The organism is Actinomadura soli, assembly GCF_005889715.1.
Classification (GTDB): domain Bacteria; phylum Actinomycetota; class Actinomycetes; order Streptosporangiales; family Streptosporangiaceae; genus Spirillospora; species Spirillospora soli.
The window spans coordinates 1-25,925 of sequence record NZ_VCKW01000067.1 but is presented as its reverse complement, the minus strand read 5'-3'; the positions used below and the strand labels follow the sequence as shown (position 1 = coordinate 25,925).

The 25,925-nt window shown below is 70.8% G+C and carries 26 protein-coding genes; 15 read left to right on the top strand and 11 right to left on the bottom strand.

The annotated features are described in order from the left end of the window. Positions 1-6: 6 nt before the first annotated feature. The 8 genes from ETD83_RS15425 to ETD83_RS15390 form a co-directional block, all read right to left on the bottom strand. The gene (locus ETD83_RS15425) at positions 7-1,260 is read right to left on the bottom strand and encodes an MFS transporter (protein ID WP_138645815.1); all 1,254 of its coding nucleotides are present in this window, start codon (positions 1,258-1,260) and stop codon (positions 7-9) included. A gap of 55 nt (positions 1,261-1,315) precedes the next feature. Further along, positions 1,316-2,557 carry an ATP-grasp domain-containing protein gene (locus ETD83_RS15420; protein ID WP_138645814.1) on the bottom strand — a complete coding sequence of 414 codons (1,242 nt, stop codon included), beginning with the start codon at positions 2,555-2,557 and terminating at the stop codon, positions 1,316-1,318. Continuing rightward, positions 2,554-3,252, bottom strand: a complete 699-nt coding sequence (gene gntA, locus ETD83_RS15415; RefSeq protein WP_138645813.1) for a guanitoxin biosynthesis heme-dependent pre-guanitoxin N-hydroxylase GntA — start codon at positions 3,250-3,252, stop codon at positions 2,554-2,556. Before gntA ends, ETD83_RS15420 begins: the two co-directional genes overlap by 4 nt. 306 nt (positions 3,253-3,558) lie before the next feature. Further along, the gene (locus ETD83_RS15410; RefSeq protein WP_138645812.1) at positions 3,559-4,647 is read right to left on the bottom strand and encodes an acyl-CoA dehydrogenase family protein; all 1,089 of its coding nucleotides are present in this window, start codon (positions 4,645-4,647) and stop codon (positions 3,559-3,561) included. Then, positions 4,638-5,576, bottom strand: a complete 939-nt coding sequence (locus ETD83_RS15405; protein ID WP_138645811.1) for a VOC family protein — start codon at positions 5,574-5,576, stop codon at positions 4,638-4,640. The genes ETD83_RS15410 and ETD83_RS15405 overlap by 10 nt, the downstream gene beginning before the upstream one ends. An 8-nt stretch (positions 5,577-5,584) precedes the next feature. Continuing rightward, positions 5,585-6,343: an enoyl-CoA hydratase/isomerase family protein gene (locus tag ETD83_RS15400; RefSeq protein WP_138645810.1), complete on the bottom strand. Its 759-nt coding sequence runs from the start codon at positions 6,341-6,343 to the stop codon at positions 5,585-5,587. A gap of 22 nt (positions 6,344-6,365) precedes the next feature. Then, a complete protein-coding gene (locus tag ETD83_RS15395; protein WP_138645809.1) occupies positions 6,366-7,598 on the bottom strand; it encodes an acyl-CoA dehydrogenase family protein in 1,233 nt (410 codons plus the stop codon). Next, positions 7,595-9,193, bottom strand: coding sequence for an AMP-binding protein (locus ETD83_RS15390; RefSeq protein WP_138645808.1), 1,599 nt, complete (start codon positions 9,191-9,193; stop codon positions 7,595-7,597). The genes ETD83_RS15395 and ETD83_RS15390 overlap by 4 nt, the downstream gene beginning before the upstream one ends. 216 nt (positions 9,194-9,409) lie before the next feature. On the opposite strand from ETD83_RS15390, the gene ETD83_RS42515 reads away from it, so the two are divergent. Genes ETD83_RS42515 through ETD83_RS15340 form a run of 11 tightly spaced genes read left to right on the top strand, consistent with a single transcriptional unit; the run spans position 9,410 to position 17,566 of the window. Continuing rightward, positions 9,410-9,817, top strand: a complete 408-nt coding sequence (locus ETD83_RS42515) for a hypothetical protein (protein ID WP_171064219.1) — start codon at positions 9,410-9,412, stop codon at positions 9,815-9,817. Between the two features lie 56 nt (positions 9,818-9,873). Next, entirely contained in the window at positions 9,874-10,821 is a 948-nt protein-coding gene (locus ETD83_RS15385; RefSeq protein ID WP_138645807.1) for a fumarylacetoacetate hydrolase family protein, read from the top strand. A 52-nt stretch (positions 10,822-10,873) separates the two neighbouring features. Continuing rightward, the gene (locus ETD83_RS15380) at positions 10,874-11,920 is read left to right on the top strand and encodes an ABC transporter substrate-binding protein (protein ID WP_138645806.1); all 1,047 of its coding nucleotides are present in this window, start codon (positions 10,874-10,876) and stop codon (positions 11,918-11,920) included. 34 nt (positions 11,921-11,954) lie between these two features. Beyond that, a complete protein-coding gene (locus ETD83_RS15375; RefSeq protein WP_138645805.1) occupies positions 11,955-12,497 on the top strand; it encodes a VOC family protein in 543 nt (180 codons plus the stop codon). Continuing rightward, positions 12,494-13,252 carry an ABC transporter permease gene (locus ETD83_RS15370; protein WP_138645804.1) on the top strand — a complete coding sequence of 253 codons (759 nt, stop codon included), beginning with the start codon at positions 12,494-12,496 and terminating at the stop codon, positions 13,250-13,252. The genes ETD83_RS15375 and ETD83_RS15370 overlap by 4 nt, the downstream gene beginning before the upstream one ends. 22 nt (positions 13,253-13,274) lie before the next feature. Next, positions 13,275-13,676 carry a VOC family protein gene (locus ETD83_RS15365; protein ID WP_171064218.1) on the top strand — a complete coding sequence of 134 codons (402 nt, stop codon included), beginning with the start codon at positions 13,275-13,277 and terminating at the stop codon, positions 13,674-13,676. Next, positions 13,673-14,488, top strand: coding sequence for an ABC transporter ATP-binding protein (locus ETD83_RS15360; protein WP_138645802.1), 816 nt, complete (start codon positions 13,673-13,675; stop codon positions 14,486-14,488). The genes ETD83_RS15365 and ETD83_RS15360 overlap by 4 nt, the downstream gene beginning before the upstream one ends. Before the next feature lie 50 nt (positions 14,489-14,538). Further along, positions 14,539-15,474, top strand: a complete 936-nt coding sequence (gene dapA / locus ETD83_RS15355; protein WP_138645801.1) for a 4-hydroxy-tetrahydrodipicolinate synthase — start codon at positions 14,539-14,541, stop codon at positions 15,472-15,474. Next, the gene (locus ETD83_RS15350) at positions 15,475-16,098 is read left to right on the top strand and encodes a malonic semialdehyde reductase (RefSeq protein WP_329602815.1); all 624 of its coding nucleotides are present in this window, start codon (positions 15,475-15,477) and stop codon (positions 16,096-16,098) included. Positions 16,099-16,130: 32 nt separating this feature from the next. Continuing rightward, the gene (locus tag ETD83_RS15345) at positions 16,131-16,793 is read left to right on the top strand and encodes a GntR family transcriptional regulator (protein ID WP_138645799.1); all 663 of its coding nucleotides are present in this window, start codon (positions 16,131-16,133) and stop codon (positions 16,791-16,793) included. Beyond that, a complete protein-coding gene (locus ETD83_RS15340) occupies positions 16,790-17,566 on the top strand; it encodes an alpha/beta fold hydrolase (RefSeq protein ID WP_138645798.1) in 777 nt (258 codons plus the stop codon). Before ETD83_RS15345 ends, ETD83_RS15340 begins: the two co-directional genes overlap by 4 nt. Before the next feature lie 51 nt (positions 17,567-17,617). On the opposite strand, the gene ETD83_RS15335 is transcribed toward ETD83_RS15340, so the two are convergent. Then, positions 17,618-19,201 carry a phosphodiester glycosidase family protein gene (locus tag ETD83_RS15335; protein WP_138645797.1) on the bottom strand — a complete coding sequence of 528 codons (1,584 nt, stop codon included), beginning with the start codon at positions 19,199-19,201 and terminating at the stop codon, positions 17,618-17,620. Positions 19,202-19,345: 144 nt separating this feature from the next. Continuing rightward, positions 19,346-20,293 carry a GlxA family transcriptional regulator gene (locus ETD83_RS15330; protein ID WP_138645796.1) on the bottom strand — a complete coding sequence of 316 codons (948 nt, stop codon included), beginning with the start codon at positions 20,291-20,293 and terminating at the stop codon, positions 19,346-19,348. A 71-nt stretch (positions 20,294-20,364) separates the two neighbouring features. Here ETD83_RS15330 and ETD83_RS15325 point away from each other — a divergent pair, with 71 nt between their 5' ends. Then, positions 20,365-21,789 (top strand): pyridoxal phosphate-dependent decarboxylase family protein, encoded by a 1,425-nt coding sequence (locus ETD83_RS15325; RefSeq protein WP_138645795.1) that lies wholly within the window; start codon positions 20,365-20,367, stop codon positions 21,787-21,789. 1 nt (position 21,790) lies between these two features. Here the strand turns inward: ETD83_RS15325 and ETD83_RS15320 are convergent, their stop codons facing one another. Further along, the gene (locus tag ETD83_RS15320; protein WP_230420927.1) at positions 21,791-22,597 is read right to left on the bottom strand and encodes an SAM-dependent methyltransferase; all 807 of its coding nucleotides are present in this window, start codon (positions 22,595-22,597) and stop codon (positions 21,791-21,793) included. A gap of 64 nt (positions 22,598-22,661) precedes the next feature. Between ETD83_RS15320 and ETD83_RS15315 the strand changes: the two genes are divergently transcribed. From ETD83_RS15315 to ETD83_RS15305, 3 genes are all read left to right on the top strand, one after another. Then, positions 22,662-23,084 (top strand): cytochrome P450, encoded by a 423-nt coding sequence (locus ETD83_RS15315; protein ID WP_230420926.1) that lies wholly within the window; start codon positions 22,662-22,664, stop codon positions 23,082-23,084. 48 nt (positions 23,085-23,132) lie between these two features. Next, on the top strand, positions 23,133-24,083 hold the full coding sequence (locus ETD83_RS43680) for a nuclease-related domain-containing protein (RefSeq protein ID WP_205717689.1): 951 nt from the start codon (positions 23,133-23,135) through the stop codon (positions 24,081-24,083). A gap of 96 nt (positions 24,084-24,179) precedes the next feature. Further along, positions 24,180-25,919 carry a BCCT family transporter gene (locus ETD83_RS15305; protein WP_138645793.1) on the top strand — a complete coding sequence of 580 codons (1,740 nt, stop codon included), beginning with the start codon at positions 24,180-24,182 and terminating at the stop codon, positions 25,917-25,919. Positions 25,920-25,925 lie beyond the last annotated feature (6 nt).

Sequence of the window (25,925 nt, the reverse complement as noted above, 5' to 3'; positions counted from 1 at the left end):
CCCGGCTCACGAGACCAGTTCGCGTTCCTTTCTTCTTTCCTCCAGCGGGTGCAGGTCGGGGCAGGCGGCCATCAGTGGTCGCAGGCGCAGCATCAGCAGGGCGAGTGAGACGAGGGTCACCAGCCCTATCGTCGGGATGACGATGCTCAGGGACACCCGTCCGTCGGCCGCGGCGAGGACCAGCCCGACGACCGGTACCGGGGCGAAGTTCAGCATGTGGATCGCCGCGACCGTCCGGCCGAACTCGTCGGGCCTGACCACCGTGATCCGGACGATCCTGATCACGACGCTGAACATGCAGTCGCCGATCATGAAGACGGTCACGAGCCCGGCGAACACCAGGAACGGCGAGGCCGAGGTCAGCAGGGTGAACATGACCGCCTGGGTGAGCGACGCGGCCGCGGCCACCGCCAGCAGGCCGAACCTGCGGATCAGGCGGTTCATCACCGGCATCGACGCCATCGCGGCGAACCCGGCCACCGTGTACATGGTGCCGAGGACGCCCTCGGAATACCCGTACGACCGGACGACCAGGTCCGGCGCGGCCGTCTGGATGGCCCCCAGCAGCACGTTGACCAGCATCGTCGCCGCCACGATGCGGAGCAGCACCGGGATCCGCCCGATCGTCCGGACGCCCGTCGCCAGCTCGCTCGCCAGGCCCGGGAGGGTGCCGCCGGCGACGCGGCCCGGGCTCTCGGGCCCGCCCTCCCGGGGGAGGCTGAGCGCGATCGCCAGGCTCATGACGAACAGGACCGTGATCACCAGGGCCGTCCAGACCGTGTCGAGAAGGACCAGCCCGCCGCCGACGGCCGGTGCGAGGAGCAGCGCCCCCTGCTCCAGAGACCCGAGCAGGCTCTGGGCGCCGGGCATGATCTCGGCGGGGATCAGCCGTCCCGCGAGCTTCTCCCCCGCCACGAGGGTCTGCTCGCAGCAGACCCCCGCGACGACGGAGAAGACGATGACGGTGGCGCCCGCCTGGCCAGGGAACAGGATGATCGCGAGGACGCCGGCGACCCCGGCCACGCACCTGACCAGATCGTTGACCACGTAGAAGGTGGCCACATCGAACCGGTCGGCGAGCAGCCCGCCGACCGGCAGGGCGATCAGCCGGGGCACCCACTGCGCCGTCAGCGCGATACCCGACCATGCGAGGCTCCCCGTGAGCTTGAAGGCCAGCACGGGCACCAGGAACAGCAGCAGCTGATCGGCTAGCCAGCCGATCGCCCTCAGCGCGTAGTAGCGAGAGCGCGGACCGCGCATGGACGGCTCCAGAGACGGTGGTGACTTCATGGACGGTGCGAATCGCCGGACGGGCTCAGACGACCCGGATCGCGTCGCCGAGATCCCGCCAGGTCCGCTCCGCCTGCCGGACGGAGTCCGCGGTGAAGATGGCGTGACCGATCCGCCCCCGGAAGTCCTCCAGGGAGGGGATGTCATCGCCCGGGCGGAAGTACAGCCCCGTCTCGATGACGTCGGGACGCGCAGCCAGGTCGGTCCAGCCTTCGAGCCTGGTGAAGACGCGCTTCCGGTTCGCGTCGAAGAACCTGATGCCGGCGCATTTCGCCTGGGCCGCGCCGAAGGCTTCGGCGGATTCCGGTGGAAGGCCGAGGTAGCAGGCCACCATGACCCGGGACAGGGAGACGCCCGTGGTCAGCTCGATCAGATCCGTGATCCGGTCACCCGGCAGCCTGGCCCCGATCTCGATCAGTACCGGCCCGTCGGCGGAGATCCGCAGCTCGCAGTGGAAGGGGCCGAACGAGATCCGCAACGCGTCCAGCACGTGCCGCACATACCGCTCCACCTGGTCGATGACCTCGGGTGGCGCGTTCTCGGCCGAGACGATGTGCCCCAGCTCGACGAAGTAGGGCTCGGGACCGAGGATCTTCCGGGTGAGCGAGCAGATGGAGACGCGGCCGTCCAGAACGTAGCCGTCCGCACTGTATTCGGGCCCCGAGACGTACTCTTCGACCACGACATGGGAACCGGCCGCGCGTCCGAGGTCCAGCCGCCGGTCGTCCTCCATCCGGAGATAGGCCGCCCGCAGCTCCGGCATGTCGTCGGCGCGGCTGACATGGACGCTTCCCGACGAGTCGACCGGCTTGATGACGCAGGGAAATCCCACCTCCGAAGCGGCCTCCTCCACTTCGTGGGCCGAACGGGCCTCCGCGAAGCGGGGGACCCGCACCCCCATGGCCGCGGCCCGGGCGCGCATCAGCGCCTTGTTCCGCACCCAGGCCGCCGTCTCCGGCGGCAGCGAGGTCAAGCCCAGCCGGTGGCCGACCCGGGCCGCCGAGGGGATGCTGACCTCGACCCCGGGCAGGACGGCGTCCAGCGGCAGGACTTGCTCGACCGCGCGCACAAGGGCTTCATCGTCGTTGGTCTCCACCACCAGCACCTGGTCGGCGAGATCGCGGAGCCGGTCGGAGAGGAGCCGGTCGCCGCTGTCCGCGGAGGCCACCACGACCTGTGCGCCGAGGGCATGGCAGTCCTCGACGAGCCTGGTACCGGATGAGACGGGCTCGACGATCAGGACCCGTGGCGCTCGTCCACCCCTCATCGGTCGCTCCCCAGGCTGCCGTGCTCGAACGGGCATTTCCAGTCCTCCTCGACTGCGCGGCCCGAGTACTGCCGTACTTCGGATTGCTCGCCGAACTCGGCGAGATTCGGGTTGATGGAGCCCTGCAGCCGCACCTCGCGTTGCCGGATGCGACGCTGCAGCCCCTCGTAGACGCCGTTCTCCTTGAGCCGGTCGAATTGCTCGTGCGAGTTGAACGCGATCGCCGGCTTGGAGAACCGTCTTGAGATACGGGAGGAACCGGGATGCAGCCCCACGATGAAGTAGGGGTGCCCGGCGACGCTGAAGGCGAAGGTGGCCGAATCCGGGTCGGAACTGACCCCTCGCGCCCACGAGTACCGGCTCCGGTCGAATTCGTGGAGTGCGGACAGCTGCGCCCAGAATGCCGCCTCGAACCGCTCCTCCGTCAACCCGTCCGGACCGTCGAAGACGGCGACGAAGGTATTGAAGTTCTCACTTTCGGTGAGGGTTTCCGTGGTGAACTTCTCCAACTCTCGATGCAGCTCCGGAACGGTCCGATGGTCGCCCAGAGCGCCGACTCTGGCCTCGGTGACCAATCCCCTGCGTTCCGCCGCCTTCGCGCCGAGACAGGAGAACTCCGAGCTCCTGATCCACTCCGCGAGAGCGGATTCGACGGCAGCGGTAGATGTATTCGGTTTCGGCTCGTGCAAGTGCATGAAGTCATCCCCCGATGACGGGTGCTTTTCCACTGGCTGATCACGTGGACGTACCTCTCGGTCCTGTGAAGGGGGAGCCGGTTGGTTCTCCTGTGAAGGGCGGGCCAACTGGTTCCGAGGGCGGTATTCGTCCTGCGTCCGTCCCTGGATGACGCCGACCGGAGTGCAGGTTTATGCCGGACCTGCTCGGCGTTGACTCCGCCGCGCCCTGAACTGGCCCGCCGCCGTCGCGCCCCCGCCGTGCGACCTTGTGCGCGGGCATGAAAGAAGCCCCCGGCCTTTCGGCCGGGGGCTGTGCGTGGGACGTCAGGGTAGGTCGAGGTTGGTGGCCAGGGCTTCGTAATGGGCGTCGCCGTCGCCGAAGGCCAGGGACGCGGACATGGCGTGTTGGGAGAACCAATGCAGGTCGTGCTCCTGCGTGAAACCGATGGCACCGTGTACCTGGTGGCCTAGCGCGCAGACCCGTTCGTACGCCTCGCTCACCCATGCCTTGGCCATCGACACTTCTTGCGTCGCGTCCCGGTCCGCCGACAGGCGCCAGATGGCCTCGTAGGCGATGAAGCGGGAGCCGAGAACGTCGATGGCCATGTCGGCGCAATGGTGCTGGACGGCCTGGAACGATCCGATGGGACGGCCGAACTGCTCCCGTTCCGTTGCGTACCGCACCGTCATGTCCAGGACGCGCTGGGCGGCGCCGACCATTTCGGCACAGGTGGCTGCGGCGCCGAACAGGGAGATGGCATGGGCGGCGTCCGTGCCGAGGACATCGGCGGCGGGTACGTGGACGTCCGAGAGGTCCACGTGGCAGGGACGGTCCATGCCGACCGTGTCGAGAGGGCGGAGTGCTACGCCCGCGGATGAGGCGTCCAGCCAGAACGCGCGGGGTTCGTCGTTGACGCGCGCCGCGACCAGGAGGGTCTCGGCGGAAGTGGCGAACGGGACGAATTCGGCGGTGCCGTTCAGGACGAAGTCTGGGCCGTCGGGTGCGGCCACTGGGCCGTCGCCTGGACGGTCCCAGGGGAGCGGCGCGGCGGTCGCTATCTGGCCTTCCGAGATGGCCGTGAGCCAGCGTTCCCGCTGGTCGGGGCTGCCGTGGCGGGTGATGGGCATGCCGCAGGACGCCACCGAGGTCAGGAGCGGGCTCGGGACCTGGGCGTAGCCCAGTTGCTCGAACAGCAGGCACACGTCGAGGAAGTCGCCGCCGACGCCGCCGTGCTCCTCGGGGAAGGCCAGGCCCGTCCAGCCGAGCTCGACCATCTCCTTCCACAGCGCGGCGGAGTGGCCGGACGGGTCGCCGTCCATCGCCCGGGCCCCGGCGGTCGCGGCGCGGGACTCCAGGAGTTCGCGGGCGGTGGAGGCGACCAGCTCCTGGTCCTCGGTGAGGCTCAGGTCCATGGCGGCGGGACCTTGTCGGAGCGGACCCACACGCCAGGGCGTTCCTCCCAGAACAGCTGGACCAGGACGCCGCCGGTGTGCTTGGGGTGAATGAACGTGTGCTTCCAGGCGGCGCCGTCGGTGACGCCCTCCTCGTCGTCGAACGTCGGGATGTCGTGGTGCCGGCACGCCGCGAGGGCCTTGTCCCAGTCGTCCACCTCGAACGTGACGTGGTGGGCGGCGGGGCCGTTGCGGTCCAGGAACCGTTCGATGAACGAGTCCTCGCCGCGCGGCATGATCACCTCCCAGCAGATCGTCGAGCCGGGGACGTTCAGCACGAGGTCGGCCATGTCGGGGTGCTCGTCGTCCGGCGTCCGCCACACCTGCGTGAAACCGGCGAGGCCGTGGTACCAGCCGGCCAGCACGTCGCGGTCGGGGAACGCCTGGCAGATGTGGTCGAGCGCGACGACCCCGAGGGACGGCCCGGACGGCGTCGAAGACTCCGGGACGGAGGCGGACGAGTCGCCGCACATGTCGAGGCTGCCGGGGCCGCGGAGGCGGAACAGGACGCCGGGTCCGTGCTCGGGCGGGCTCAGCGACGCCTCCAGCCAGCGTCCGCGGGCGCCGTCGGTCGGCTTGATGCCGCGTACTTCGAGTTCCGCGCGGACGGCCTCGAGGTCGGGCACCTCCGCGCCGACGTGATGCAGGCCGGGGCGTCCGCCGTGGTCGTCCAGGAACGTCTGGAGCGCGGAGCCCTCGCCGGCGGGGGCGACGACCTCCCACGCCTGGCCGCGGCTGCCGGGGATCTCCAGGCGGGTGCCGCGCGTGCCCTCGGCCGGGTTGTCCCAGCTCCGGACGCGCCGGAACCCGAACAGCCCCTCCAGCAGCGCGACCTGCGCGTCGAGGTCGCCGGTGACCTGCGCGACGTGATCGATGCGGTAGATCTGCACGGGTCCTCCTAGCTCGGGTGCGGCTCGATCCAGTCGTAGCCGTAGGTGACCAGTTCCTTGACGAGACGCAGGTTGTAGCGGTTCATCGCGGCGATCCGCTCGGCCAGCTCGCCGACCCGCTTGTCGAACTCGTCCGCCGGGTAGACGTCGTTGACCAGGCCGAGTTCGAGGGCGCGGGCGGCGTCGATGCGGGCGCCGGTGAACAGCAGTTCCTTCGCGCGGGCCTTGCCGATGCGCTCCGGCAGGCGCTTCACGCCGCCCCAGCCGGGCGCGGAGCCGCCGAACTCGGGCTGGTCGGGGTCGCCGTCCTCGGTCATCTTCGGCCGGTACGGCGGGCGCGCGGACAGCGTGATCTCGACCAGGCCGACCTTCGCGTTGTCGGACGCGACGATGAAGTCCGCCGCGAGCGCCAGCTCAAGGCCGCCGCCGACCGCGTAGCCGTGCACGGCCGCGATCACGGGGACGGACGTCCGCTCCATCATCGCGAACGTCTTCTCGCCGAGCCGCCCCTGCTCGATCCGTTCGCGCGGGGTCAGCTTCTCCGACCAGCCGAGGTCCATCCCGGCGCAGAACGCGCGCTCGCCGGCGCCGCGCAGCACGACCACGCAGACGTCCTCGTCGTCGTCGACGCGGGTGAAGATGTCGCGCAGCTCGGTCATCGTCGTCGGCGTCAGCGCGTTGAGCTTGTCCGGCCTGTTCAGCGTCAGCCAGGCCACTCGGTCTTCGATCCGCAGATCGACGGTCTCGTAGGCGTTCTCGTCGGGCATGCGTGCTCGCTCCTCCTGATGATCAGCTGCGGGGCAGGTTCAGGCCCCGGGTGGCGATGACGTTGCGCTGGATCTCGGTGGTGCCGCCCAGGAAGGTGGACGCCACCGAGTCCCTGCGCATGTGCGTGAATGCGGCGTTCATGGGGGCGCCTTCGCGTTCCCATAGCGCGGCGGACCTTCCGAACGCGCGCGCGCCCGTCCGGGCTAGGCGCTGGTGCAGTTCGGCGCCGAAAAGCTGGTTGATGGACGCCTCGAAGTCGGGTTCGTCCCCCGCCGCCTGCCGCGACACGGTGTAGCGGGCCAGGTTGTACAGGACGCGGATCTCCGTCTGGCGTCGGGCGATCTCCTGGCGGAGGGCGGGGCTGCGGCGCGCGAAGCGGCGTCCGTCCGGGGAGCGCAGGTACGTGACCAGTTCGGCGAGGGCCTGCTCGTACTTGATCGTCGCGCCGATCCCGGCCCGCTCGAAGCCGAGCGCGGACATCGCCACGTACCAGCCGCGGTTCTCCTCCCCGACCCGGTTCGCCACCGGCACCCGGACGCCCTCGAAGAAGATCTCGCAGAACGGCACCGCGCCGCGGATGTCGGTGATGGGACGGATCGTCACGCCGGGCGCGTTCGCCTCGATGAGGAGGAACGTGATGCCGCGATGGGGGCGGTCGGCGTCGGGGTCGGTGCGGACCAGCACGAACAGCCAGTCGGCGTATTGGCCCAGGGACGTCCACACTTTCTGGCCGTCCACGATGTAGTCGTCGCCGTCGCGGACGGCCCGGGTGCGCAGGGACGCCAAATCGGAGCCGGAGCCCGGTTCGGAGAAGCCCTGGGCCCATGTCGCCTCGCCCTTGGCGATGGGTGGGAGATGCGCGGCCTTCTGCTCGTCCGTGCCGTGCACCAGCAGGGTGGGGCCCAGGAGGAACGCGCCGATGCCGTTCACGGTGGGGACCCGCGCCCGCATCATCTCCTCGTGCAGGACGAACTCCTCCAGCGCCGACAGCCCCGCGCCGCCGTACTCCTCAGGCCAGTGCGGGGCGATCCAGCCGCGCTCGGCCAGGGCTTCGGCCCATGCGCGGGCGCCGTCGCGGCGGCCCGGGTCGTCGGCCACCCGGTCGACGGGCCAGTTGTAGCCCGCGACGTCCTCCGGCTCCAGGCTCTGCTCCTCGTCCCCGGCCGGACGGTACGACTCGGGGAACCGCTCCCGGACGAAGGCCCGCACCTCCTCGCGGAACGCGGCCTCCTCCGGCGTGTCGTCCCAGTTCACCGTCCGTCCGCCTCCCGGTCCCAGGTCGTGTCGGTGACGCCGCGCTCGCCCTCGGCCCGCAGCTTGTACTTGGCGACCTTGTCGGTCGGGGTGCGCGGCAGCGCCTCCACGAACTCGACATAGCGCGGCACCATCGAGCGCGGCAGCCGCTCCTCGCAGTAGGCGATCAGCTCGGCCGGGTCCATGCCGGTATCGGGTTGCACCACGATCGACACCTTGATGTCCTCGTCCTCCAGTTCCGAGGGCACGCCGATCGCGGCGCACTCCAGCACCGCCGGATGCTGGTTGATCTCCGTCTCCAGGTCGAAGGCGGAGATGTTCTCACCACGCCGGCGGATGGCGTCCTTCATCCGGTCGAGGAAGAAGAAGTACCCGTCGTCATCGCGCCATACCCGATCTCCGGTGTGGAACCACATGTTCCGGAAGCAGTGCGTCGTCGCCTCCCAGTTCCCGTAGTAGCCGGTCGTGAGGACGAACGGCTGCTTCGGGCGCAGCACCAGCTCTCCCGGTTCCCCGGGCGGGAGCTCGCGGTCGTGCTCGTCCACCACGGCCACCTGGAAGCGCTCCTCGTGGGCCTGCCCGCACGACCCGACCCGCCACTCCCCGTACGGGCTGCCCGTCGCGATCCCCGCCTCGGTGCTGGTGTAGGTCTCCACCGACCGGACGCCGAACCGCTCCCGCATCGGCTCGTCCAGGTTGGACTTGCCCATGTAGAACGTCTCCAGCCGGTGCTCCTTGTCCTTCGACGTCGGCGGCCGGTTCAGCAGGATCGGGATCATCGAGAACACGCTCATGCAGACCTGCGCGTCGAAGCGGCGCACGTCGTCCCAGAACCTGGACGCGCTGAACCGCTCCACGATCGCGATGGACCCGCCGCCGAGCAGCGCGGACAGCATGCCGTCCCACAGCGCCGCCGCGTGGAACAGCGGCAGCGGGCAGTAGATCGTCTTGCCCCACCGGTCGAGGAAGTCGAGCGAGTCGTAGGCGCAGGTCAGCGCCAGGGCGTGCGGGACCATCGCGCCCTTGGACGGTCCCGTCGTCCCGGACGTGTACATGATCGCCTGCATGTCCGCGAACCCGACCGGGACCTCGACGCGCCCGTCGGCGTCGCCGTCGTCCGGCAGGCCCGCCAGGTCCCGCGCGGGCTTGCCCAGCCGTTCGAGCAGCACCCCGCTCGCGGCGGCGTCCCGCACGATCACCCCGCCCAGCTTCGGCAGCCGCTCCGCGACCTCGGTGATCCGCTCCGCGTACGGCCCGTCGATGATCAGCCACTGGGAGTCGGAGCTGTCCAGCACGTGCCGCAGCAGCTCCCCCCGGTAGGCGATGTTGATCGGCACCGCCACCGCGCCGAGCCGGGCCAGCGCGAAGATCAGCTGGACGAAGTCGGCGCAGTTGGGCAGCATCAGCCCGACATGGTCGCCGCGCCCGATCCCGGCCCCGGCCAGCGCGCGGGCCATCCGGTCGGCGGCGGCGTCCACCTCGCCGTAGGTGATCTCACCGTCCCGGAACTTGAGAAACGTCTGTCGTCGGTGGATCTGCGCCTGTGACCGGAGAACGTCCCCGAGGACGAAACTCTCCAGCGTCTCCTTCCGCATCGGACCTCCGCTGTCGCCGCGTGCGTCGTCGTGGTGGTGTGCGTCGTGGGTGGCTGGGTGGCTGGGTAGCGGGGTGGGCTGGTGGATCGGCCGATGGCGAGGCCACAATCGGACATCGCCCTAAATAGATGAACACGAAACGTCATACCCGGCAACAGCGGCGAAAGTGAACGAACGCGTTCTGTAGGGAATCTGCTGGGACAGCGGTCGATCACTGTGACGAGTACCACACGCCACCGGCCCCCCATTTCGGACGGTGGTCCCTCGTCCAGGACCCAGGTCGTTAATGGGTGGCAGCATCGTCACCACGGCCGTCGTCGTTGGTGCCGCACGATCATCTGGCGCGACCTGGGCGCCGACCCCGACGACCCGTCCACCTGGCCCTGCCCAATCGCCGCCCGCTCCGACCACACGGACGCGCCCTTCGTCGCCGCCGCCAATACCCCGCGCCAGGCCGCCTTCCGCCGCAAGAACGACCCGGAACTGGCCCGCGTCGCGGTCGCGCCCTTCCTCAAGGCCGCCGAGGGCGCCTTGCCCCGCTGGGTGCGCGCGCAGACCCACGTCCGCAACACGACGGTCTTCGCCGGTTCCGCCATCGCCCTCCTCGCCGTCACCCTCGGCTGAGAAATCCCGTGTGACCTATTGCACGCTCAGAGCGCCACATGTATACATACTGAGCTATGAGCACACGAAATGAAGCGAATGTGGACTGGTTCGCGCTCGCCTCGTACCGTTCCGGGACGGGCGGAGAGATCCGTCCAGCCCTGGTCCTCGACCACGGACGGATCCACGACCTGGCCGGCACGCGGGACGCCCTCGGCCACGACGGCGGCGCCCTCGACGGCTCCGTGGACGACCTGCTCGCCGACTGGCCGCGCACCCTCGACGCGCTCCGCTCCCTGGCCGCCGCCGCCCAGGCCCGCCCAGACGCGCTGACCGAGGTCCCGGGCGGCGCGGACCGGCTGGCCGCGCCCTACCGGCCGGCCCGGATCTTCGCCGCGACCTCCAACTACGTCGACCACGCCGACGAGATGGGCACGGTGCTCGCGGCCAAGGCCAACAGCCGGCCGTATGTGTTCATGAAGGCCGACTCCAGCGTCATCGGCCCCGGCGGGACGGTGGAGCTGCCGGCGTCGTCCGAACAGGTCGACTGGGAGGTCGAGCTCGCCGCCGTGATCGGGACGGGCGGCCGGCACATCACGGTGGACGAGGCCCTCGACCACGTCGTGGCGTACACGATCATCAACGACGTCTCCGCCCGCGACCTCAACATGCGCGACGACTTCCCGTTCAAGTTCGACTGGTTCCGCGGCAAGTGCTTCGACACCTTCGCGCCGCTCGGGCCCTGGCTCGTCCCGGCCGGATGCATGCCGGACCCGCAGTCGCTGGGGCTGCGCCTGGCGGTCAACGGCGAGGTCATGCAGGACGCCAAGGCCAGCGAAATGATCTTCACCATCGCGGAGCAGATCGCCTACCTGTCGGAGATCCTCACGCTGCGGCCGGGCGACCTCATCGCCACCGGCACCCCCGACGGCGTGGGCATGGGACGCGGCGTCTACCTCAAGAGCGGCGACGTGATGCGCGCCGAGATCGAGGCCATCGGGGCCCTGGAGAACCCGGTCCGCTGACCGGTCACCGGGGGTGGTGCATCTTCCTTCGTCCATTCCTGTGGGAGTCCCCATGAGAAAAGCAGACCCACGGCGTCCGGTACGCACGCGCCGCCTCACGATCGCGGTGCCGCTGGTCGCGGCCCTGATCGCGACGCTGGCCGGGTGCGGCTCGAACGGCGCCGCGGATTCCGGCAAGCCGCTCCGCAAGATCACCTTCAATCTGGCGTACTTCCCGCAGGGCAGCACGGGCGGCGTCTTCGCCGCGATCGACCAGGGCTTCTACGAGGCCGAGGGGCTCAAGGTCGAGGCCGTGCGCGGGTACGGGGGCACCCGCACGGTCAACGAGATCGACCAGGGCAAGTGGGACTTCGGCTACGGCGACCCGGTCAGCGTCATCCTCAACCGGGCGGCGGGCGGGAAGGCCGTCATGGTCGGCGCGCTCAACACCGTGTGGCCGGGCGGGCTGTGCTACGACGCCGGCAAGCACCAGATCAACACCCTGCGGGACCTCAAGGGCCTGGTGCTCGGCGGCGGCGCGACGTCCCCGATCCAGAGCCTGCTGCCGGTGTGGCTGGAGGCGAACGGTCTCCCCCGCGACCACATCAAGCTGCTCAAGATGGACCCGGCCGTCGTCGACACCTCGTTCATCCAGGGCAAGACCGACCTGGACGACTGCTGGGCCGCCAGCAACCGCGCCAACGTCCTGAAGCTGGCCGAGCAGGCCGGCAAGAACATCAAGTGGATCGAGTACCGCGACCACAAGCTCGACATGTACGGCAACGGCATCGTCACGTCCGCCCAGCGGATCCAGCAGGACCCCGCGCTGGTGAAGGCGTTCCTGCGCGCCACCTACAAGGGCTACGCGTACATGCGCGAGCACCCGGACAAGGTCGCCGAGTACATCGCGTCGAAGAACCCGCAGCTCGACCCGAAGGTCCTGACCCAGCAGGCCACCGACATGAACAAGCTGATCAACGACCCGCGCACCGCGTCCCAGGGGCCCGGCTGGTTCGACGCGGCCCGGATGACCTCGACCGTCGAGACCATCCGGCGCGCCTTCCAGGTGAAGCGGGAGATCGCCCCGTCCGACGTCTACACCAACGACCACCTCAAGTGAGAGCCCGTCAGACCCCGCGAGGAAGGTGACCGCGATGCCGGCCGCACGTCCACGAAAGCTCGGCCACCTGGTGCTCCAGGTGCGCGACATCCACAAGTCCGTCGAGTTCTACACCGAGATCGTCGGGCTCACCGTGTCCGACTGGATCGCCGACCAGATGGTGTTCCTGCGCTGCGGGCCCGACCACCACGACCTCGGCCTGGCCCAGCTTCCCCCCGAGGAGGCCGCGCGGCCGCCGCGACAGGTCGGCGAGCGCGCCGGGCTGGAGCACTTCTCCTACGAGGTCGGCGGGCTGGAGGAGCTGGAGGCAGCCGCCGACTTCCTCGCCGAGCGGGACGTGGAGATCGTCCGCGGCATCGGCAAGCACGGGCCCGGCGAGAACCTCTTCCTCGTCTTCCTCGACCCGGACGGCAACTACGTCGAGTTCTACGCCGACATGGTGAAGGTCGACGCCGATCACCCGCACACGGCGCAGGTGTGGGACGACACGGTCGAGGCGTACGACCAGTGGCGCTTCGAGCGCTTCCGCGTCCCGGCCCCGGCCCTCTACGAGGAGAAGGCGGAGGGCCGCCCATGACCCGCCGCGCGCTCAGGGTGGCGGAGCCGGTGCTGCTGGTCGCCGCCATCCTGGCCGCATGGGAGTTCCTCCCCGGGGCGCTGGATGTCAAGTCCTACCTGCTGCCCACCTTCAGCGACGTGCTGTCGGCCGGGTGGACGGCCCGGTCCGGCCTGACCGACTACCTGTGGATCACGTCCCGTGAGGTGCTGCTCGGCTTCCTGCTCGCGGCGGCCGGCGGGCTCGTGCTGGCGGTGCTGATCTACGGGTCGGGCTTCCTGCGCCGCACGCTGTACCCCCTGCTGGTCGTCCTTCAGGGGCTGCCCAAGGTGGCGCTCGCGCCGCTGTTCGTCATCTGGTTCGGGTACGGGCTCGGCTCGAAGGTGCTGATGGCCTTCCTGTTCGCGCTGTTCCCGGTGGCCATCTCCACGCTCGGCGGGCTGGCGGGAACCCCGGCCCACCTGGAGGAGCACTTCCGGGCGCTCCGCGCGTCCCGGTGGGCGACGTTCGCGCAGCTGCGCGTCCCGTACGCGCTGCCCGCGGTGATCGACGGCTGCAAGGTCGCGATGCCGCTGGCGGTGATCGGGGCGATCGTCGGCGAGTTCGTCGGCGCGGACGAGGGCCTCGGGATGCTGATCCAGTCGGCCGCGTCCAGCAACCGCACCGATCTGGTGTTCGCCTGCCTGCTGCTCGTCACCGCCCTGTCCTTCGTCCTGTACGGCGTCATCGAACTGCTCGGCCGCCTGGTGTGGTGGCGGGGCCGGGCCGCCGCCTGAAATCTGATTGGAGCTGATCCCCGTGGCCAAGCTGCGGCACATCGCCATCGCGGTCAACGACCTGGAGGCCGCCTCGAGGTTCTACCAGGAGACGTTCGAGATGGTGGTCGCCGGCGAGACCGAGTCGCCGATCGCGTCCGGCGTCTACCTGACCGACGGCACGGTCTGCCTGGCGCTGCTGAACTACAAGACCGACGAGGCCGCCGGGCTGGAACGCGGCAAGGAGTACGTCGGCGTCCACCACTTCGGCTTCTGGTGCGACGACCTCGACGAGCAGGGGAAGCTGATCGAGGCCAACGGCGGACGGTTCTTCATGGACCTCCCGCTGGCCAAGGACTCCCTCTACTACGAGGCCAAGTACCGCGACCCGGACGGCGTGATCTTCGACATCTCCGAGAACGGCTGGGTGGGAGCGGCCAAATGACCCGGTCCACCCGGCGGGTCATGGAGCCGTCGGCGTCCCCCGGGCCGGGGACGCCCACGGCCGTCCGGCTGGGCGGGGTGTCCAAGACCTTCCGGGGCCGCGAGGACGTGCGCGCCCTCGACCCGGTCGACCTGACCGTCCCGGCCGGGGAGTTCGTGGCGATCGTCGGGCCGAGCGGGTGCGGCAAGAGCACGCTGCTCCGCATCGTGGCCGGGCTGGTCGACGCCGACCCGGGCGGGCGGGTGGAGGTGCAGGGCCGTCCGGTCGACGGCACCCCGCCCGGCCTCGGCGTCGTCTTCCAGACGCACAACCTCCTCCCGTGGCGGACCGTCGAGGCGAACGTCGGGCTCGGCGCGCGGCTCGCCGGGGTCCCCAAGGCGGAGGTCGCCCGCCGGGTGCCGCCGATGCTGGAGATGCTCGGCCTGTCAGGGTTCGCCGGGAAGCACCCGCACGAGCTGTCGGGCGGCATGCGCCAGCGGGCCGCGCTGGGCCAGGCGCTGGTGTGCCGCCCGGACATCCTGCTGCTGGACGAGCCGTTCGGCGCCCTGGACGCGCTGACCCGCGACCGGCTCAACGTCGAGCTGCTCCGGATCTGGCAGGAGCTGCGGCAGACCGTGCTGCTGGTCACGCACAGCATCGCCGAGGCGGTGTTCCTGGCCGACCGGATCATCGTCATGTCCCAGCGTCCGGGGACCGTGGTCGAGGACCTGCGGGTCGACATCGCCCGCCCCCGCGACCCGGCGACCACCCGGGCCCTTCCCGAGTTCACCGAGACCGCCCAGCGGCTGAGCCGCCTGATGGGCGTCACGTAGCGGCATGCCCCTGAGACAGCAGAAACGATCTTGAAGCAGGAGGAACGGACTTGAAGCGACAGGACGGGACGCGCGAGCGCCTCCACGGCGTGGTCACCGCCACGCCGACCGCGTTCGACGCGGGCGGCGGGCTCGACGAGGGCCGTTTCCGCGACCTCGTGGAGGGCTATGTCGCGGCGGGCGTCCACGGCGTGTCCGTGGCCGGCAGCCAGGGCGAGTTCTACGTCCTCGACACGGCCGAGCGGCTGCGGCTGATGGAGATCACCGTCGAGGCGGTCGCGGGGCGGGTCCCGGTGTACGCGGGCACCGGCGCGGTCTCCACCCGGGAGTCGATCGCGCTGACCCGGGCGGCCGAGTCCATCGGCGTCGACGTGGCGATGGTGATCACCCCGTACTTCCTGGCGCCGTCCGGCCGCGAGCTGGCCGAGCACTTCCGGACGGTCGCCGCCGCCACCGCGCTGCCCGTGCTGCTCTACAACAACCCGCCGCGCACCGGCGTCAACGTGACCCCGGACGTCTACGCGGACTGCGCCCGGTCCGGCAACGTGATCGGTGTCAAGGACAGCAGCGGCGACCTCAGCCAGGGCGTGGAGTACCTGCTCACCGAGCCGGGCGGCTGCCTGCTGTTCTCCGGCCGCGACACCATCACGATGGCGCTGCTCGCGCACGGCGGGGCGGGCGCGATCTCGCCTGCGGCGTGCGTGTTCCCCCGGCTCATGTGCCGGATGTACGACGCCGTCCGCGCGGACGACCTGGCGACCGCACGCCGGATCAACGACGCGCTGGCGCCGCTGCGCCGGGCGTGGGCGCTGGGCTCGTTCCCGGTGGTCATCAAGGAGGCGATGGACGAGGTCGGCCTGGACCCGGGACCGGCCCGCGCCCCGATCTCCCCGCTGCCGCCGGAACGGCGGGCGCGGCTCGCCGCCGTGGTCGAGGAGATCAGGGAATTCGAGCGGGACGCCGTTCCGGCGATAAGCGGGGCGTGAATGGCGGAGGTGATGAACGCGACCGCCCCGGACGCTCTCGCGGACCAGGTGCTGGAGCGCCTGTTCACCGGGGCCAGGACGGCGAACCGGTTCGTGCGCCGTCCGGTCCCCGACCGCCTGCTGCGCGAACTGTACGACCTGGTGAAATTCGGCCCGACCGCAAGCAATCTGTGTCCTGCCCGGTTCACCTTTGTGCGGGGACGCGTGGCCAAGGAACGGTTGCTTCGCGCGCTCGAACCGGGGAACGTGGAACGCACGAGGGAGGCGCCGGTCACCGTGATCGTCGGCTGGGACGAGGACTTCCACCTCCGGGCGCCGGACCTCTTCCCCGGACGGCCCGACCTCGTCGCCCGCCACGCCGGGGACGAGCGGAAGGACATCCGGCGGGAGGTCGCATTCCGGAACTCCAGCCTCCAGGGAGCGTATATGATCATTGCCGCCCGGGCATTGGGCCTTGATTGCGGGCCAATGTCGGGTTTCGACCCAGAAGTAATCGAAAGGGATTTCTTCCCCGACCGGAAGACGCGGGTCAACTTCCTGTGCAACCTCGGCTTCGCCGATCGTGCCGCACAGTTCCCGAGGCTTCCCCGGCTGCCGTTCGAGGACGCCTGCGCGCTTGTGTAGCGGCGCCGGGGAATTCGACATGGAGAGGGAGGATGATCCACATCGCTGGTACTAGGTCGGAGGAAATCCGGCAGCGGATCGCGGAGGACATCGTCTCCGGCCGGCTCAGACCGGGGCAGCGGCTGGAGGAGCTGCAGCTCGCCGATCAGTTCAACGTGTCCCGCACGCCGGTGCGCGACGCGCTGCGCGAGCTCAGCGGCACGGGGCTGGTCGAGATCCGGCCGAACCGGGGCACCTGGGTCGCCGAGATCGACTCCGACCAGCTGGAGGAGCTCTTCGAGGCGTTCGCCGAGATCGAGGCGCTGTGCGCGCGGCTGTGCGCGGTACGGCTCACGGTGATCGAGCGGCGGCGGCTGGAGCTGCTCCACGAGGAGTCGGAGGCGTACGTCACCGCGGGCGACCACGAGGGCTACGCCCGGCTGAACGAGCAGATCCACAACTCGATCTACCAGGGCAGCCGCAACCACGCCCTGTACGAGATCGTGCGCGGCCTCCGGCACCGGACGGCGCCGTTCCGGGTGCCGCAGTTCTACATCACCAACGACCGGATGAAGAACTCCTACGCCGAGCACGGCGCGCTGCTGGCGGCCATCCTCCAGGAGGACGCGCAGGCCGCCTACGCCGCCATGTACTCGCACATCGCCAACTCGTCGGTCAACGTCATCGGCTTCCTCCGCGAGAGCCTTCACAAGTGAGCGACGAGCCGGTCACCTACGTCCGGACGGGCCCGGCGGGGGCACCGGCCGTGGTGTGCCTGCACGGCATCGGCTCCAACGCGGACGCGTTCCGCGGCGTCCTCGACCTGCTGGCCCCCGCCTACCAGGGCATCGCCCCGAACGCCCCCGGCTACGGCGGTTCCGCGCCGCTGCCCGCCGCACGTCCGACGGTCACCGACTACGCCACCGCTCTAGTGGCCTTCCTAGACCGCCTCGGCCTCCCGAGCTGGCACCTGGTAGGCAGCTCCATGGGCGCCCTGATCGCCGCTGCAATCGCCGCCGCCCACCCTGACCGGGTCGAGTCGTTGCTGCTGACAGCTCCCGCAACCGGCGCCGGGCGAACCCCGCAGACCCGCCAGGCCGAGCTGACCGCCCGCGCCGACCTGATCGCGCTGGGTCCCGAGCGCATGGCCGAGACCCGTGCCCCCCAGCTCATCGCGGGCAACGCACCGGGCCCCCTGCGCGCGGTCAAGGAGGCGACCCGAGCCCTGGACCCCGCCGCCTACATGCAGGCCGCTCACGCTCTGGCGAGCGGCGACCTCCTCACCTGCACCCCGCACATCCGGGCCCGCACGCTGGTGGTCTGCGGCACCGCCGACAAGGTCGCCCCACCCGACGACCACGCGCGCCCGATCTCCGACGCCATACCCGGCTCGGAACTGATCCTCCTCCCAGACCTGGGCCATGTGATCGAGCTGGAGTCCCCCGGCGAGCTGGCCGCCCTGATCACCCGCCACGCGGGAGCGTCCTAGCCTTTCCCGGGCACGGGCCGCGGCCCCGGCGCCGCCGCCGCGACGGCGCGGTCATGGCCGGACGAGGACGACGTTGCCGAGTGAGCGCTGCCCCGCCGCGTCGGACGGGCGGTTCACGATGCCGCCGTCCCGGGTGACCAGGACGCTGGAGCCGCCGCCGTCGAGGTTCATCGCCTCCCGGGCGCCGAGCAGCTTCATCAGCTCGGCGGCCTGGGCGATCCCGAGCCCCTCGCTGTAGCCGTCCTGGCGGCCGTCGACCACGACCAGCATGAGCCGTCCGCGCCGGTCCATGCCGATCATCGAGCGCGGGTTGGCGCGCACGGTCCAGTTGTAGGTGAACGTCTGGTCGTCGCCCTCGCGGATCACCCCATCGGCCATGGCGTTCACCGATACCCTCCCGTCCCTGACCAGGGTGGGACCGACCTGGAGGATCGTGGTGTCGGGCGTCAGCGCGACGCGTCGGCCCCGGCCGTCCTCGACCCGCTCGCTCACCCGCAGCCGGTCGCCCGCCTTGACGTGGTCGAGCAGCCAGGCGGCGCTCTGGCCGGTGGCCTGGATGGTGGAACCCCCGGCGGGGACGGCCGCACCGCGCGCGGTGTTCACCGCCGTCACCCGGTCGCGGGCGTCCAGGACGACTTCGGCGCCCGCCCCGGTCGGCGGGACGCCCCATTCGGGGGTGAACAGCACCAGCTCGCTGTCGTCGGTGCATTTCAGGTCGTGCTGCGCCTTCTCGGTCGGCTGGTCGCCGCCGATGCCGCCGCAGTTCCAGATCTCACCCGGCACCCGGTTGACGCCGTCGAGCTCGACGGTGGCCCGGCCCGCCCGGAGCGTCACATGGGCGGTGTAGGCGTCCACGTCGACCGCGCGTCCACCCTTGGTGATCTTGATGCCCGCACGGCCCTGGGTGGCCCCGCCGATCAGCTTGCCGTCCTTGACGTACAGGCCGCCGGGCGCGCTGTTGTAGAACCACTGCGCGTTGATCCCCGCCACCGCGCCCGTCGCGGCGGCCAGGTCGGTCAGCTTCTCGGTGCCGTTCAGGGCCGGGCCGAACTCGGTGCCGACCGTCCCGCGGAACTCGCGGAAGTCCACGCGGATCATGTGCACCTTCTGGGGCGCCCGCCGGTCGGCGCCGTCCTGGGCGGTGTAGCGCGTGCCGCCCGCGAACCCCGCGGTCCTGATCGCGGAGAGCGCGGCCGACGCCTCGGCGCCGGTGGCGTACCGCCCGACCCGGACGGTCCACCCGAGGGTCCCGGCGGGACGGTCGGCGAAGGCGGGCGTGGAGACCCGCTCCACCCGCGGCTCGAACCCCTTGTCACGCACCGCACCGGCCACCCGGCGGGCGATCTCCTCCGGGCCCAGCGCGGTGGCGGCTGTGTTCAGCGGCCCGTCGATCGTGGCCGGAAGGTACACGTGGACGGTCCAGTAGTCGTCGGCGTCCTTGGCCCCGAGCGACATCGAGGTCAGCGTCACTCCGGGCGCCACCGTGGTGGTCACCGGCCGGGCGCTCAGCGGGAGCCCGCCGCCGAAGCCGGACTCCGGAGCGGCCGGCACGGTCTGCGCGGTCGCCGCGACGGGCATGGTCACGGCGAGTGCGGTCACGACCGCCGCCAGGGCCGGGACGGGTGTGGGGCGCATGGAGAACCTCTCTGATCAGGCAAGATCGAAACTGCGCGATCATCAAAGGCTTTACAGCTTGCCCGGAATCAACCTTTAAGCGGCTTATGCATGACAGCACGGAGATGAGCTGTGGACGACTCGCCGGTCAGCGGTTCTCGCCGGTCAGCGGGCCTTGGCGGAGAAGGCGCGGCGGTAGGTGGTCGGGGGGACGCCCACGACGCGGGTGAAGTGGTGGCGGAGGTTGGCCGGACTGCCGAGGCCGGAGCGCTGGGCGATCTGGTCGACGGGCAGGGACGTCGTCTCCAGGAGTTCGCGGGCGTGATCGATCCGGATGCCGCGGAGCCAGGCCATCGGGGTCGTGCCGGTCGTGGCGTGGAAACGGCGGATCAGGGTGCGGGGAGTGACGTTGGCGCGGCGGGCGAGGGCGGTGACGGTCAGGGGCTCGTGGAGGCTTCGGCGGGCCCAGTCGAGGAGAGGGCCCAGCTCGTCCGGGGCCTGGACGGGGGTGGCCGCGGCGATGTACTGGGCCTGGCCCCCAGGACGGTGTGCGGGCATGACGAGCCGTTTGGCGAGGGCGCTCGCGACGGCGGCGCCGTGGTCGGCGCGGACGACGTGCAGGCACAGGTCGAGCCCCGCGGCGGTGCCCGCGCTGGTCAGGATGTCGCCGTCGTCGATGTAGAGGACGGACGCGTCCACCCGCACCTTCGGGAACCGGCGGGCGAGCTGGTCGGCGTGCATCCAGTGGGTGGTGGCCGGGCGTCCGTCGAGGAGCCCGGCGGCGGCGAGGACGAAGGCGCCCGTGCAGAGCGACACGATGCGGGCGCCGTTGCCGTGCGCGGCGCGGACGGCCTCGACCAGGTCGGTCGGCTGGTCGTCGAGGACGTTCGCGCACGCGGGGATCACGACGGTGTCCGCCTCGGCCAGCGCGTCGAGCCCGTGCTCGGCTTGGGCGGCGAACCCGGCGGCGGTGCGCGTCCCGGCGGGGGCGCACAGGCGGAAGTCGTACCACCAGTCGGCGAGGCCCGGCCGCTCGTATCCGAACACCTCGCACGGGATGGCCAGCTCGAAGATCGGCACACCCTCGGTCACGGCGACGGCGAGCTTGTGCATGTCACTATTTTAGCGATGATGGTCGCTCGTGCCACTTGGGACGCCGCCCCGGCGGCGCGAGGGTCAGGGGTATGGACGATTTCCCTGTCGGGCGGGGCTCCTTCGACCCGGCCCCACCGGTCGCCGAACAGGTGTGGCGGCATGTCATCGAGCTGCTGGAACGCGAGCGCAAGGAGATCGCCGGGCGGGACGTGAGCGCGCCGGTCGACGTCCGGCGGCTGCGCGACGCGATCGGCGCGTACGACTTCGGGCGTCCGGCGTCGCCCGGCGAGGTGATCGACGACGTCGCGGAACTGCTCCGCACGACGACCGTCCATACGACGCACCCGCGCTATTTCGGCCTGTTCAACCCGGCCCCGACGCTGATGGGCGTGGTCGGGGACACGCTCGCGGCCGCGTTCAACCCGCAGATGGCGGCATGGTCGCATGCCCCGGCGGCCGTCGAGATCGAGGCTCACCTGCTGCGCTTTCTGGGCGGACGGCTCGGCTACCCGCCCGGGAAGGTGGCCGGGTCGTTCACCAGCGGCGGCGCGGAGGCGAACCTGACGGGCGTGCTGCTGGCGCTCACCAGGACGTGGCCCCGGTACGGCGAGGACGGTCTGCGGGGGCTGCCCGGCCGGCCGGTGCTGTACGCGTCCGCGGAGAGCCACCTGGCCTGGCTCAAGATCGCGCACGCGACCGGGCTCGGACGGGACGCGGTGCACCTCGTCCCCACCGGGCCTGACCTGCGGCTGGACGTCCAGCGGCTGGCCCGCCGGGTGGCCGCCGACCGGGCGGACGGCGACCTGCCGTTCCTCGTCGTCGCGACCGCCGGGACCACGGGCGCCGGAGCGATCGACCCGCTGCCCGAACTCGCCGACCTCTGCGCGGACCTCGGGCTCCGGCTCCACGTCGACGCCGCCTACGGCGGCGCTGCCGCGCTCTCCGACCGGCTGCGCCCGGCGCTGTCCGGCATCGAGCGCGCCGACTCGATCACCGTGGACGCGCACAAGTGGCTGAGCGTCCCGATGGGGGCGGGCGCGCTGCTGTCCACCGACGCCGAGGGGCTGGCGGAGACGTTCCGGGTGACCACGTCGTATATGCCGGACGGCGTCCCCGACACCGTCGACCCGTACACGTCCAGCCAGCAGTGGTCGCGAAGGTTCATGGGCCTGAAGCTGTTCCTCAGCCTGGCGGTCGCGGGCCGCGCCGGATACGCCGAGCAGCTCGACCGCGACGCCGCTCTGGCCGACGACCTGCGCGACCGCCTCACGAGCACGGGCTGGACCATCGTCAACGACACCCCGCTCCCCGTGGTCTGCTTCGCCGACCCCGGCGACGGGACGTGGGAGCACCACGACGCGCTCGCCCAGCGGGTCGTCGGCAGCGGGCGGGCCTGGATCAGCCCCGTAAGACTCGACGGGCGCGCCGCCCTCCGCGCCTGCGTCATCAGCCACCGCACGGCGCCGTCCGACATCGGCGAACTCGTCCAGGCGGTGAACGACGCGCGGAAATGAATCAGGGGACGCGGGCGACGGCGCAGAGCATGGAGACGTCCTCGACGGAAGGACGCTCCGCCTCCGGCACCTCCGGACGCCATTCGACAACGGACGTGACACCCGGCGGAAGCAGGTCCAGGCCGTCGAAGAACCGGCTGAACTCGGCACGGCTGCGGAGCCGGAACGGAACGCCGCTCCGCTCGTTCGCCTCGACGCTGGAGGCGTACTGCTCGGACGTCAGATGGTCCTTCGTCGCGTGCGTCATGACGAGGTGGCTGCCCGGCGGAAGCGCCGCGAGCAGCCGCCGGACGATGTCGTACGGGTCATCCTCGTCGGTGATGAAATGCATGGTCGCGACCAGCATCAGCGCCACGGGACGGGACATGTCCAGGGTGCGCGCCAGGTCCGCGTTCGCGAGGATCTTGTCCGGGTCGCGCAGGTCTGCCTGGATGTAGGCGGTCCGGCCCGCGGGCTCGCTGGTGAGCAGGGCCCGGGCGTGCACGAGGACCACGGGGTCGTTGTCGACGTAGACGATCCGGGACGTCGGCTCGATCGACTGCGCGACCTCGTGGACGTTGCCCGCCGACGGCAGCCCGGTGCCGATGTCGAGGAACTGGTGAATGCCCGCCGCACCGGCCAGGTGGGTCACCACGCGTTTGAGGAACGCGCGGTTCTCGCGGGCGGACAGCGCGACGGTCGGGAAGGCGGACGCGACCACCTGCGCGGACTTCCGGTCGACGGCGAAATTGTCCTTCCCGCCCAGCCAGTAGTTGTAGCGGCGGGACGGGTGCGCCTTCGTCGGGTCGATCCCCGGCGGAACCTCCACGGTGTCCTCGATTCGTCGCCCGCCGCGGCGCCCCGCGACGGAATTCCACACGGAAGGCGGGGCCGTGGACCTCTTCTACAGTCCATTCGACTTTGCGATTCAGGACGAGGAGACCCTCCGCTGGGACCCGCCGTCCCAGGCCCTCGCCCGCACCGCCACCGAGGACGTCGACCTGCACGGCGTGACGATCCCAGCGGACGCGCGCGTCCTGCTGCTCGTCGGCTCCGCCAACCACGACCCGGACGTGTTCGACGCCCCGTCCCGCTTCGACCTCGACCGTGACACCGGCCCGTCCCTCGCGTTCGGGAACGGCCGCCACCACTGCCTCGGCGCGAACCTCGGCCGCCTGGAGGCCCGCATCGCCCTCACGGAGCTCACCACCGCGATCGCCGACTACGACATCGACATGGCCCGGGCCCGCCGCGTCCGCTCCTCCAACGACCGCGGCTTCGCCTCCCTCCCCACCCAGATCACCCGCCGCCGCTGAAACCCGCACATCGACCCCCGCCATGACTTATGGTGCCGATGTCGGTCAATGATCGTGGTGGGGGTCGTGGTGGACGATCTCGAAGCGAAGGTGTGGCGACGGTACGGGCACCTGCGGATCTACGTCTCCCGCGGTGGCGCGGCGGTCGGCTGGTACGACGTCCGGACGGGCCGGCACGACCTCGGCGTTCCGGCCCTGTCCGCGGCGTTCTGGGACGCCGTCCGGACGAAGTGCCGCGAGCTCGGCGAACCGGCACCCGCCCCGCCTCCGCACGCGACACCCCAGGCCACAACGCCGCCCGCACCACCCGAACCGCCCACGCCACCCGCGCGACCCGAACCGCCCGAAGCGTCAGGGCTGCCCGAGGCGCTCGCCGATCTCGGCCGCACCGGGGCGGGCGCGGCGGCGCAGGCACGGGCCGACGAGCTGCGCGGCTGGCGGACGCGCCTTGCCGCCCTGATCGGCGTCCGGACGGAGGCGCGGGACTTCGCGGTCGGCGCGAAAGGTGAGCGGTTCGTCGGCGGAAGGCTCGACAAATGGGCGCGGAAACGAGGCTGGCGCGTCCTGCACGCCGTCCCCGTCGGACGCAACGGCGCCGATATCGACCACGTCCTCATCGGCCCGTTCGGCGTCGTCACCGTCAACACCAAGACCACGCGGAGCAAGGTCTGGGTGGCGGAGAACGCCCTGATGGTGGGCGGCACCAAAGTCGACTACCTGCGCAATTCCCGCCACGAGGCCGAACGCGCCCGGAAGCTTCTCGCCACGGCGTGCGGACGGCACGTCCCCGTCCGGTCCGTCATCGTCTTCGTCGGCGCGAAAGGAATCACCGTCAAGAACGGCGGCCCGCGGGACGTCGCCGTGCTCGCCGACGTCAGGGCGCTCCGACGCTGGTTACGCCGGTGCGGGCGGACGCTCACACCGGAACAGGTGGACGCCGTGTACGCGGCGGCCCGCCGTCCCGCCACCTGGCGGCCCCGGCCTGGCGGCGGACGCTGAAGCCCGTCCCGCGCGGGAGCCGCCGGAGCCGCCGGGCTCGAACGAATTACTTGTTCATGAAAGTTATCGGTGCGTAATCGGGAATGACTGAGGGTTATGGAGACCCTCGATAGCGGATCCGGCGGGCGGGACGACGAACCCGGCGGTTCCGCCGTCTCCCTCCCTGAGGAGGGTCCGGCGCGCACCGACTGGCTCGTGTACGGACTGACCGCGGGCCTGTCGATGGCGTTCCTGATCTGGGGCGCGGTGTGGACGGACAATCTCAGCTCGACCGCGCAGTCGGTGCTGGACTGGCTCCTCGCGAACGTGGGCTGGCTGTTCGTCCTCGCCGCGACCGGGTTCGTGATCTTCTCGCTGTGGCTGGCGCTGAGCAAGTACGGCAAGATCCCGCTCGGCCGGGAGGACGAGGAGCCGGAGTTCCGGACGGTCTCGTGGGTCGCGATGATGTTCAGCGCGGGCATGGGCATCGGGCTGATGTTCTTCGGCGTCGCGGAGCCGCTCACGCACTACGTGGAGCCGCCGCCGGGCACCGATCCGTCGCAGAGCGAGCCGGCGATCGAGACGGCGATGGCCACCACGATGTTCCACTGGACGCTGCATCCGTGGTCGATCTACGCCGTGCTGGGGCTGGCGATCGGGTACGGGCACTACCGCCGCGGCCGCAGCCAGCTGATCAGCGCGGCGTTCGTGCCGCTGATCGGCCGGCACGGGACGGGCCCGATCAGCAAGCTCATCGACATCCTGGCCCTGTTCGCCACGCTGTTCGGCTCGGCCGCGTCGCTCGGGATCGGCGCCCTGCAGATCCGCACCGGGATGCAGGAGGCCGGGTGGATCGAGACGCTCGGCACCACGGTCCTCGTGCTGATCATCGTGGTGCTGACGATCTGCTTCATCCTGTCGGCGGTGTCCGGCATCGCGCGCGGCATCCAGTGGCTGTCCAACATCAACATGGTGCTGGCGGCCGTCCTCGCGTTCTTCGTGTTCGCCGTCGGGCCGACGGTGTTCGTCCTGGAACTGCTGCCCACCTCGCTCGGCGTGTACATCCGCGACTTCGGCGAGATGGCGTCGCGGTCGGGCGCCACCGGCGGCACGCCCATGCAGGAGTACCTCGCCAGCTGGACGATCTTCTACTGGGCGTGGTGGATCTCCTGGTCCCCGTTCGTCGGCATGTTCCTCGCCCGGATCAGCCGCGGCCGCACCATCCGCCAGTTCGTCGCCGGGGTGATCCTCGTGCCGAGCGTGGTCAGCCTGGTCTGGTTCGCGATCTTCGGCGGGACGGCGATCCACCAGCAGCGCGACGGCCTGAACCCGTACGGGGACGGCTCGGAGGAGCAGATCACCTTCAACGTCCTCGGCAACCTGCCCTGGGAGATGCTCACCGCGATCGTCGTGATGGTCCTGGTGGCGATCTTCTTCGTGTCGGGCGCGGACGCGGCGTCGATCGTCATGGGCACGCTGACGCAGCGCGGCTCGACCACGCCCGCCCGCTGGATCGTCATCTTCTGGGGCGCGATGACCGGCGGCGTCGCCGCGATCATGCTGGTGATCGGCGGGGACAAGGCGCTGAACGGCATCCAGAACATCACCTTCATCGGCGCGCTGCCGTTCGCGATCGTGCTGATCCTGCTGTGCTTCTCGCTGGCCAGGGACGTCCGCGACGACCCGATGATGCGCCGCCAGACCAAGGGCGCCGAGGTGCTGGAGGACGCGGTCGTCGCCGGCACCGAGCGGCACGAGGGCGACTTCGAGCTGGTGACGCAGCCGTCCCCCGAGGACGACGGCCCGGCGCCCACCGAGTCTGTCTCTTATCCACATCTGACGCTGCCGCCGAATTAGACGGAT

What these genes read in the sequence shown, in the direction of transcription:
- ETD83_RS15425 (WP_138645815.1), bottom strand. Translation starts at nt 1,260, where the DNA reads ATGCGCGGTCCGCGCTCTCGCTACTACGCGCTGAGGGCGATCGGCTGG.
- ETD83_RS15420 (WP_138645814.1), bottom strand. Translation starts at nt 2,557, where the DNA reads ATGAGGGGTGGACGAGCGCCACGGGTCCTGATCGTCGAGCCCGTCTCA.
- gntA (WP_138645813.1), bottom strand. Translation starts at nt 3,252, where the DNA reads ATGCACTTGCACGAGCCGAAACCGAATACATCTACCGCTGCCGTCGAA.
- ETD83_RS15410 (WP_138645812.1), bottom strand. Translation starts at nt 4,647, where the DNA reads ATGGACCTGAGCCTCACCGAGGACCAGGAGCTGGTCGCCTCCACCGCC.
- ETD83_RS15400 (WP_138645810.1), bottom strand. Translation starts at nt 6,343, where the DNA reads ATGCCCGACGAGAACGCCTACGAGACCGTCGATCTGCGGATCGAAGAC.
- ETD83_RS15390 (WP_138645808.1), bottom strand. Translation starts at nt 9,193, where the DNA reads ATGCGGAAGGAGACGCTGGAGAGTTTCGTCCTCGGGGACGTTCTCCGG.
- ETD83_RS15385 (WP_138645807.1), top strand. Translation starts at nt 9,874, where the DNA reads ATGAGCACACGAAATGAAGCGAATGTGGACTGGTTCGCGCTCGCCTCG.
- ETD83_RS15380 (WP_138645806.1), top strand. Translation starts at nt 10,874, where the DNA reads ATGAGAAAAGCAGACCCACGGCGTCCGGTACGCACGCGCCGCCTCACG.
- ETD83_RS15375 (WP_138645805.1), top strand. Translation starts at nt 11,955, where the DNA reads ATGCCGGCCGCACGTCCACGAAAGCTCGGCCACCTGGTGCTCCAGGTG.
- ETD83_RS15370 (WP_138645804.1), top strand. Translation starts at nt 12,494, where the DNA reads ATGACCCGCCGCGCGCTCAGGGTGGCGGAGCCGGTGCTGCTGGTCGCC.
- ETD83_RS15360 (WP_138645802.1), top strand. Translation starts at nt 13,673, where the DNA reads ATGACCCGGTCCACCCGGCGGGTCATGGAGCCGTCGGCGTCCCCCGGG.
- ETD83_RS15350 (WP_329602815.1), top strand. Translation starts at nt 15,475, where the DNA reads ATGGCGGAGGTGATGAACGCGACCGCCCCGGACGCTCTCGCGGACCAG.
- ETD83_RS15345 (WP_138645799.1), top strand. Translation starts at nt 16,131, where the DNA reads ATGATCCACATCGCTGGTACTAGGTCGGAGGAAATCCGGCAGCGGATC.
- ETD83_RS15335 (WP_138645797.1), bottom strand. Translation starts at nt 19,201, where the DNA reads ATGCGCCCCACACCCGTCCCGGCCCTGGCGGCGGTCGTGACCGCACTC.
- ETD83_RS15330 (WP_138645796.1), bottom strand. Translation starts at nt 20,293, where the DNA reads ATGCACAAGCTCGCCGTCGCCGTGACCGAGGGTGTGCCGATCTTCGAG.
- ETD83_RS15325 (WP_138645795.1), top strand. Translation starts at nt 20,365, where the DNA reads ATGGACGATTTCCCTGTCGGGCGGGGCTCCTTCGACCCGGCCCCACCG.
- ETD83_RS43680 (WP_205717689.1), top strand. Translation starts at nt 23,133, where the DNA reads ATGATCGTGGTGGGGGTCGTGGTGGACGATCTCGAAGCGAAGGTGTGG.
- ETD83_RS15305 (WP_138645793.1), top strand. Translation starts at nt 24,180, where the DNA reads ATGGAGACCCTCGATAGCGGATCCGGCGGGCGGGACGACGAACCCGGC.